The organism is Mesorhizobium intechi (genome assembly GCF_002879535.1).
In the GTDB taxonomy this organism is placed as follows: Bacteria; Pseudomonadota; Alphaproteobacteria; order Rhizobiales; family Rhizobiaceae; genus Mesorhizobium; species Mesorhizobium intechi.
Genome location: NZ_PNOT02000136.1, coordinates 1 through 7,884 on the forward strand (window position 1 = coordinate 1; position 7,884 = coordinate 7,884).

Annotated in this window: 8 protein-coding genes; 7 read left to right on the forward strand and 1 reads right to left on the reverse strand. The window is 61.5% G+C overall.

Features of this window, described 5'->3' with window-relative positions; genetic code table 11:
• The 6 genes from C1D09_RS11860 to C1D09_RS11885 form a co-directional block, all read left to right on the forward strand.
• The coding region (locus C1D09_RS11860) for a hypothetical protein (RefSeq protein ID WP_143974464.1) at positions 1-1,114 on the forward strand (1,114 nt) is incomplete at its 5' end.
• A gap of 47 nt (positions 1,115-1,161) precedes the next feature.
• Positions 1,162-1,536: a fluoride efflux transporter CrcB gene (gene crcB, locus C1D09_RS11865; protein WP_143974466.1), complete on the forward strand. Its 375-nt coding sequence runs from the start codon at positions 1,162-1,164 to the stop codon at positions 1,534-1,536.
• A 61-nt stretch (positions 1,537-1,597) separates the two neighbouring features.
• Positions 1,598-2,578 (forward strand): RluA family pseudouridine synthase, encoded by a 981-nt coding sequence (locus C1D09_RS11870; RefSeq protein ID WP_143974468.1) that lies wholly within the window; start codon positions 1,598-1,600, stop codon positions 2,576-2,578.
• Between the two features lie 47 nt (positions 2,579-2,625).
• On the forward strand, positions 2,626-3,495 hold the full coding sequence (locus tag C1D09_RS11875) for a DMT family transporter (RefSeq protein WP_167514573.1): 870 nt from the start codon (positions 2,626-2,628) through the stop codon (positions 3,493-3,495).
• Positions 3,496-3,507: 12 nt separating this feature from the next.
• Positions 3,508-4,299 carry an ATP12 family chaperone protein gene (locus C1D09_RS11880; protein ID WP_143974472.1) on the forward strand — a complete coding sequence of 264 codons (792 nt, stop codon included), beginning with the start codon at positions 3,508-3,510 and terminating at the stop codon, positions 4,297-4,299.
• Between the two features lie 183 nt (positions 4,300-4,482).
• Positions 4,483-6,372, forward strand: a complete 1,890-nt coding sequence (locus C1D09_RS11885; RefSeq protein WP_143974474.1) for an MFS transporter — start codon at positions 4,483-4,485, stop codon at positions 6,370-6,372.
• 81 nt (positions 6,373-6,453) lie between these two features.
• Here C1D09_RS11885 and C1D09_RS11890 read toward each other — a convergent pair whose 3' ends face one another.
• Positions 6,454-6,645, reverse strand: a complete 192-nt coding sequence (locus C1D09_RS11890; protein ID WP_143974476.1) for a DUF2735 domain-containing protein — start codon at positions 6,643-6,645, stop codon at positions 6,454-6,456.
• Between the two features lie 316 nt (positions 6,646-6,961).
• On the opposite strand from C1D09_RS11890, the gene C1D09_RS11895 reads away from it, so the two are divergent.
• Positions 6,962-7,884 (forward strand): glutamine synthetase beta-grasp domain-containing protein (locus tag C1D09_RS11895; protein WP_143974477.1); only part of this gene is annotated, 923 nt, incomplete at its 3' end.

Sequence of the window (7,884 nt, forward strand, 5' to 3'; positions counted from 1 at the left end):
ATCCGTCGGCGCCTGCCTGTGGTTGGCGTTCATGCTGCGCCGCTGGTACGCCTATGCGGACATAGGGATCACCGTTTCCGCGGCATTCCTGGGTTTGCTGCAGATCGCAAGAGAGCGGGATCTGCCGGCCTTTCGCAACGCGGCGCTGGGCGGCGCGTGTGTGGTTTTCCTTATTGCCGGGACGGCGTTGAACTTCCAGCTGCCGTTGATCGCCAAGATTCTGCAGACCAGCTACGCCGACCTTTACAGCGGGTACAGAACGACCTTTGTCACCCAGCTCGGTGACGTCTTATCCCGGCTCAGCTGGCTCAACTGGGCGTTGATTGTCGTGGGCCTTTACATCTCGGTCGTGCGCCGCAACGGATTTGCCCTGTTCTGTGCCATGGCTTCGGTGCTCACCTTCCTGGCTTTCATCCGGACGCAGGACCCCGAACGTCATCATTCCTTGCCGATGTTTCTTTGGCTCTTTCCCGCCTATGCCCAGGCCATCGTTTCGATCGCCTCCGTGCCGGGGCTGAAGTCACGATGGCCGACCGCCGCCATGGCCGCTGTTGCCGGATTGGCTTTTTTGGGCACTTTTTTTCCGGCCGGCCGTCAGGTGTTGTCCCCGGTTGGCTTCGTCTTCGCCAGGGAAACCACGCTCCCACTTCGCCTCGACAATCTCCCCGAATACAGGCGCCTGATCGATGACCTCGTCGCCAGGATGGAACCGGAGGACCGCTTCTCGGTATTTGCGTCGGGTCCTGTGATGAGCGACGCCCTGTTGTTCGGCATGAAACGGGATCTTGTTGCCCATGTCGGATGGATCTGCCAGGTGGACAGTCGTGATCGGTTCCGACCGGACGCATTGAAATCCAGATATGTTGTCGTGACCGACCGGCCGGTTACGCATCTGCAATCGGGCGCGCAGATCTGCGTCACGCTCCCGAACCAGTATATTCTTGAAGGCAGGGGCATCGGTGCCGCCTACAGGCGCGTTGCGCAGTACCGATTGTCCGACGGTGTCGCCGGCTATCTCTACGAACAGGTGCGCCCGGTCAGCAAAGCCGAGGTCGACGCCCTGTATGCTGAATTCAGGAAGAAGTATCCGAACTGGGCAGCGCCTGAATGGTGACGGCGAAGGGATTGACGCCACCGGTCCCGCAGGGGCAGTAGATCACCATGTTCAATCTGCTCCTCGTGGTCGTCGGCGGCGGTATCGGCGCCGGCATTCGCCATCTCACCAATATGGGCGCGCTGCGTCTTGTCGGCCCCAACTATCCCTGGGGCACGATGGTCATCAACATCGTCGGCTCCTTTGCCATGGGCCTGTTCATCGCCATCCTGACGCGCCGCGGCGGCTCGAACGAAGTCAGATTGTTCGTTGCCACCGGCATGCTTGGCGGTTTCACCACCTTTTCCGCCTTTTCGCTCGATTTCGCGACGCTATGGGAACGGGGAGCCACGCTTCCGGCGTTTGGATATGCGCTGGCCAGTGTCATTGGCGCGATCGTCGCCCTGTTTTTGGGTCTTTGGCTCGCAAGAAGCCTGCCTTAGTGCTATTGCCGCGCCAAGCGCAGGCCAAGCCCTGCATTGGAAACGGATAAGCGAAGAAAAAATGGCAGGCGTTGAACAGATCACGGTGGAGGCCGGCGAGGCGGGCATGCGGCTCGATCGCTGGTTCAAGACGCATTTCCCGGGCCTGGGTTTCGGCCATCTGCAGAAGCTGCTGCGCTCCGGCCAGATCCGCGTCGATGGCGGCCGCGTCAAGGCCGACAGCCGCGTCGAGCCTGGCCAGGTGGTGCGTATCCCGCCACTCGAGGTCGACAAGAAGGGGGAGAGCGCGCTGACCGGCCATTCGATCCGCAACCAGGGCGATGCGGACGTCCTGGCGAAGATGCTGATCCATGAGGACCCGAAGGTTTTCGTCTTCAACAAACCGGCGGGCCTGGCAGTGCAGGGCGGCTCGGGCGTCACCCGCAATGTCGACGACATGCTGGAAGCCTGGCGCAACCAGAAGGGCGAGAAGCCGCGGCTCGTCCACCGGCTCGACCGCGACACGTCGGGCGTGCTGGTCGTCGCCCGCACGAGACTGGCCGCCATGAAGCTGTCGGAAGCGTTCCGCGCGCGCGAGACCAAGAAGACCTATTGGGCCCTGGTCAAGGGCGTGCCGCCGAAGCGTGAGGACAAGATCTCGACCTGGCTGATCAAGGAGCCGACTGAGGATGGCGACCGTGTCCGGGTCGCCGCGCATGGTGAAAAAGGCGCCGACCATGCCGTGTCCTACTACCGTATCATCGAGCAGGCGGCGCAGGCCTTGACCTGGCTGGAGATGGAACCTTATACGGGCCGCACCCACCAGCTTCGCGTCCACGCCGCCTATATCGGCTGCCCGATCATCGGCGACCCGAAATATTTCGAGGCCGACACCAACTGGGATTTCCCCGGCGGTATTCAGAATCGCCTGCATCTGCATGCGCGCCGCATCATCATTCCGCACCCCGACAAAGGCGTCATCGACGTCACCGCGCCGATGCCGCCGCATATGCGCCAGAGCTGGAACCTGATCGGCTTCGACGACGCCAGCGCGGAGGATTGATCTTGAGCGGCGCCACCGACGCGCTCGATCGGCGCGACACAGTCGACATGGCCGCCGCCGCCATCATGGTCGGCCTGACCTTTTCCTGGGGCCTGAACTACGTCGCCGCGAAAATCTCCTATGCCGGCTACGACCCCGTCTTCCTGTCGATCGCACGCTCAATCATCGGCGGCTTCTGCGTCTGCCTCTGGTGCCGCTGGCGCGGCGTCGCTCTGTTCAGGCGCGACGGCACATTGCTCGCCGGCATTGCCGTGGGCGTACTGTTCGGCATCGAGTTCCTCTGCCTCTATGTCGGCCTGGAGCATACGACCGTTGCCCGCAACACGCTGCTGGTCAACTCAATGCCGTTCTGGATGCTGATTGGAGGTCACTTCTTGCTTGGCGAACAGATCACCATGCGCAAGTTCCTCGGCCTGCTGCTGGCTTTTGCCGGCCTCACCGCCGTCTTTTCCGACAAGCTCGGCGGCGGCGACATGCTGTTCGGCGATCTGCTTAGTCTCAGCTCCGGGTTTTTCTGGGCTTTGACCAATATCCTGATCAAGCGGTCGAAACTGGTCGAGGTGAGCGCGGAGAAGCTGCTGCTCTACCAACTCGCTGGCGCGGCGATCGTCGGCATATTGGTGCTGCCTCTCGCCGGCCCGCCGGTGCGCGACCCCTCCTTGCTGCCGACTTTGGCGCTGCTTTTCCAGGCGATCTATATCGTCGCCTTCACCTATGTCCTGTGGTTCTGGCTGCTGCGCCGCTATCCGGCCTCCGGCCTGTCCAGCTTTACCTTCCTGTCGCCGGTTTTCGGTGTCTTGTGCGGTGCGATCATCTTGAACGAGCCGCTGACCAGTCGCATTTTTCTGGCGCTTGGCTTGATTGCGGCGGGCCTGATCATCGTTAACCGGCCAGCGCGCAAGCTGACACCGGTGTGAGAGGGATTTTTCATGCGTGACATCCTCAACGATCTCGAAGCGGGCAAGTATCTTTCGGATCCGGATCCGGTGCGTCGCGCCCAGATTCAGATGAAGACGCCGCTGCCCAGGCGCTTCTACAAGACCGCTTCGGTTGCGCCGATAGAGGGAGGTTTCGCCGTGCATCTCGACGGCAAGCCGGTGCGCACGCCGGGCAAGGCGCTGCTGGCGCTGCGGACCGAGGCCGCGGCAGTGCTGGTTGCCGGCGAGTTCAGGGAACAGGGCGAGACGATCAATCCGGTGACGATGCCGGTGATGCGCCTGGTCAACACCGCCATCGACGGCGTTGCCAGCGATCCGCAGGCGGTGCTGGAAGACATATTGCGCTTTGCCTCATCGGATCTGCTCTGTTACCGCGCCGACACCCCCGAAGGACTGGTCGAGCGACAGAACGAGCAGTGGGATCCGGTCATCGATTGGGCGCGCACGACATTGGGGGCCCGCTTCAACCTTGCCGAGGGGGTCATCCATGTCGAGCAGCCGCGCGAGACGATCACCGTTCTGGGCAGTCATCTCAATCAGCGCGCCGAGCCGCTGCGGCTGGCCGCCATCCACCTCATGACCTCCCTGACCGGTTCGGCGCTGCTGGCGCTGGCTGTCGATTTCGGTGAATTAGACGCCGAGGCTGCCTGGGCCGCCGCCCATGTCGACGAGGACTGGCAGATCGAACACTGGGGACAGGACGCCGAGGCGGTCGCGCGCCGCGCCGCCCGCAAACGCGATATGATGGCTGCCGTCAGCCTTCTCGAAGCGCTCAAGGGTTGAGCCCGAGGCGATTGCCGCACCGCACCTAATACCAAAGTCATAATCCCATCGTCGCTCTGCCGTTGGCGGGCGCTTTCTGTCATTTTTCCCGTGATGGCCCGGCACTTGCGAGTCCGCGTTCGGAGGAGAGCGCAGACATTGGCGCCCGGCATCGAGGACAGGGTCTCACGGGAGGACAATTCTATGGCAATGGCATCGACCGCCGGCAGAACGAGCCGCGGCATGACTCGGGAAGAGAAGAAGGTCATCTTCGCTTCCTCGCTCGGCACCGTTTTCGAATGGTACGATTTCTATCTCTACGGTTCGTTGGCGGCCTTCATTGGCTCGACCTTTTTCAGCCCGACCATCCCGGAGGCGACGCGCAACATCTTCGCGCTGCTGGCTTTCGCCGCCGGCTTTCTCGTCCGCCCGTTCGGTGCCCTGGTGTTTGGCCGTATCGGTGACCTCGTCGGCCGCAAATATACCTTCCTGGTCACCATGACGATCATGGGTCTGTCGACCTTCCTTGTCGGCTTGCTGCCCGGCTATGCGACCTTGGGCATCGCGGCTCCGGTGATCCTGATCGTGCTGCGCATGCTGCAGGGCCTGGCCCTCGGTGGCGAATATGGCGGTGCGGCGACCTATGTCGCTGAGCATGCGCCTGACGACCGTCGCGGTTTCTACACATCGTGGATCCAGACGACGGCGACGCTTGGCCTGTTCCTGTCGCTGATCGTCATCCTGATCGTGCAGGCGTCGCTGAGCAAGGAAACCTATGCCGCCTGGGGTTGGCGCATTCCTTTCATCGTCTCCTTCCTGCTGCTCGCCGTTTCAGTCTGGATCCGACTGTCTCTCTCGGAGTCTCCCACGTTCCAGAAGATGAAGGACGAAGGCAAGGGTTCCAAGGCGCCGCTCTCGGAAGCCTTTGGCCAGTGGAAGAATGCCAAGATCGCACTGCTGGCGCTGCTTGGCCTCACTGCTGGCCAGGCCGTCGTCTGGTACAACGGCCAGTTCTACGCGCTGTTCTTCCTGCAGAATGTACTGAAGGTCGATGCGCAGTCGGTCAACATCATGATCGCGATCGCACTGGCACTCGGCTCGATCTTCTTCGTCGTGTTTGGCTGGCTCTCCGACAAGATCGGCCGCAAGCCGATCATCATGGCTGGCCTTGCGCTCGCCATCGTCTGCACCTTCCCACTGTTCAAGGCATTGACCTGGGCCGCCAATCCGGCACTCGCCAAGGCGCAGGTGAATACAAGGGCAACGGTCACGGCCGCACCCGGGGACTGCAGGTTCCAGTTCAACCCGGTCGGCACCGCCAAGTTCACGACGTCATGCGACATCGCGACTTCGTTCCTGACCAAGAACTCGGTTCCCTATGACGTGGTGTCGACGGCGGCGGCCGGTACTGCCGCTACGGTCAAGATCGGCAACGAGACGGTGCCGTCCTACGACGCGATCGCCGCTGGCGATCAGGCCAAGGCCAAGGACGCCGTCTTCGTCAAGGCGGTCAACATGTCGCTGCAGGACGGCGGATATCCCCTGAAGCGTGCGGCGATAAAGGTAGCGGACCAGAAGCTCGACGCCTTCATCGCGGCCAATCCTGAACTCAAGCTCGACGCGGCGGCCATTCGCGGCGGCGAGAAAACCGCGGTGCCGACCGATCAGGCGGTCAAGGACAAGCTTGTGACGGCAGAGGAGGCCGCCGGCGCGCCAGAGATCACCGTCTACAACATCCCCGGCGGCGGTGCCTTCGCCATGTTCGCCGATCCGGCCGCCGTGAACTGGCCGATGACCATCGGCGTCCTGTTCATCCTGATCTTGTTCGTGACCATGGTTTACGGGCCGATCGCGGCGATCCTGGTCGAGATGTTCCCGACCCGCATTCGCTACACCGGCATGTCGCTGCCCTATCATATCGGCAATGGCTGGTTCGGCGGTCTGTTGCCGGCAACAGTCTTCGCGCTTAGCGCCTACAAGGGCGATATCTACTATGGCCTGTGGTATCCGGTGATTATCGCGGCGATGACGCTGATTATCGGCATGATCTTCGTCAAGGATACGCTTGGCACCGACCTGCACGGCAAGGACTAGACTGGCCGTCATCGTCTAACAGAAAGCCCGGCTTGAGTGATCACGCCGGGCTTTTCCGTGTCTGAGACCGGAAGAAGCGGATCAGCTCTTTGGCTGGTTTTCTTCCTCGATGGCCGCTTCGTGATACCAGCCGTCAAAATCGGCGTGCGTGTAACGCAGCGAAGCCAGCTCTGCCGCGAATTTCGCCTGGGCGCCTAAATTTGAGGCAGATTTGCGTGATGCCAGAGGGAACATCAGAATTTTTGCCGACGGACGGGAAGGGACGATTTCCACGGGCGGTCTCCTTTCTTTTTCAGGAGCTTGTCGATTCAGCTTTCCCGCAAGATAGGGCCTGCGATTCCTTTAGGCAATATGCCTACGAAAAGATCAGCAATTGCCTAATATTTATGCATATTTCGCGTTTGACCGATATGGGCCCGGTGCTGAGGCGGCTCAGCAAATTCGACGCGATATCGCGGCCATTTTGCCGCAGCTGCCGAACTCGGAGTGGCACACGAATTGCATTTTAGGGATCGGCAGCGCCGGCTGCCGACGGCGGACGTGTGTCGAAGCCGTTTGGTGTTCGGTGAACAAGCAACGAGAGGCTAGAATGACGAAATACAAGCTCGAGTACATTTGGCTCGATGGTTACACCCCGGTCCCCAATCTTCGCGGCAAGACGCAGATCAAGGAATTCGCCGAATTCCCGACGCTGGAACAGCTGCCGCTTTGGGGCTTCGACGGTTCCTCGACCATGCAGGCCGAAGGCCGCAGCTCCGATTGCGTGTTGAAGCCGGTGGCGCTTTACCCGGATCCGGCGCGCACCAACGGCATTCTCGTCATGTGCGAGGTCATGATGCCCGATGGCGTCACCCCGCATGAATCGAACAGCCGTGCGACCATCCTCGACGATGAGGATGCCTGGTTCGGCTTCGAGCAGGAGTACTTCTTCTACAAGGACGGCCGTCCGCTCGGCTTCCCCGAGAGCGGTTATCCCGCGCCGCAAGGCCCGTACTACACCGGCGTCGGCTACAAGAACGTCGGCGACGTCGCGCGCAAGATCGTCGAAGAGCATCTCGACCAGTGTCTTGCGGCCGGCATCAACCATGAAGGCATCAACGCTGAAGTGGCCAAGGGCCAGTGGGAATTCCAGATTTTCGGCAAGGGCTCCAAGAAGGCCGCCGACCAGATCTGGATGGCGCGCTACCTGCTCCTGCGTCTGACCGAGACATATGGCATCGACATCGAGTTCCACTGCAAGCCGCTCGGCGACACCGACTGGAACGGTTCGGGCATGCACTGCAACTTCTCGACCAAGTTCATGCGCGAAGTTGGCGGCAAGGCCTATTTCGAGGCCCTGATGGCGCAGTTCGACAAGAACCTGATGGACCACATCGCCGTCTACGGCCCGGACAACGACAAGCGCCTGACCGGCAAGCACGAGACCGCGCCGTGGAACAAGTTCAGCTATGGCGTCGCCGACCGTGGCGCGTCGATCCGCGTGCCGCACTCCTTCGTCAAGAACGACTACAA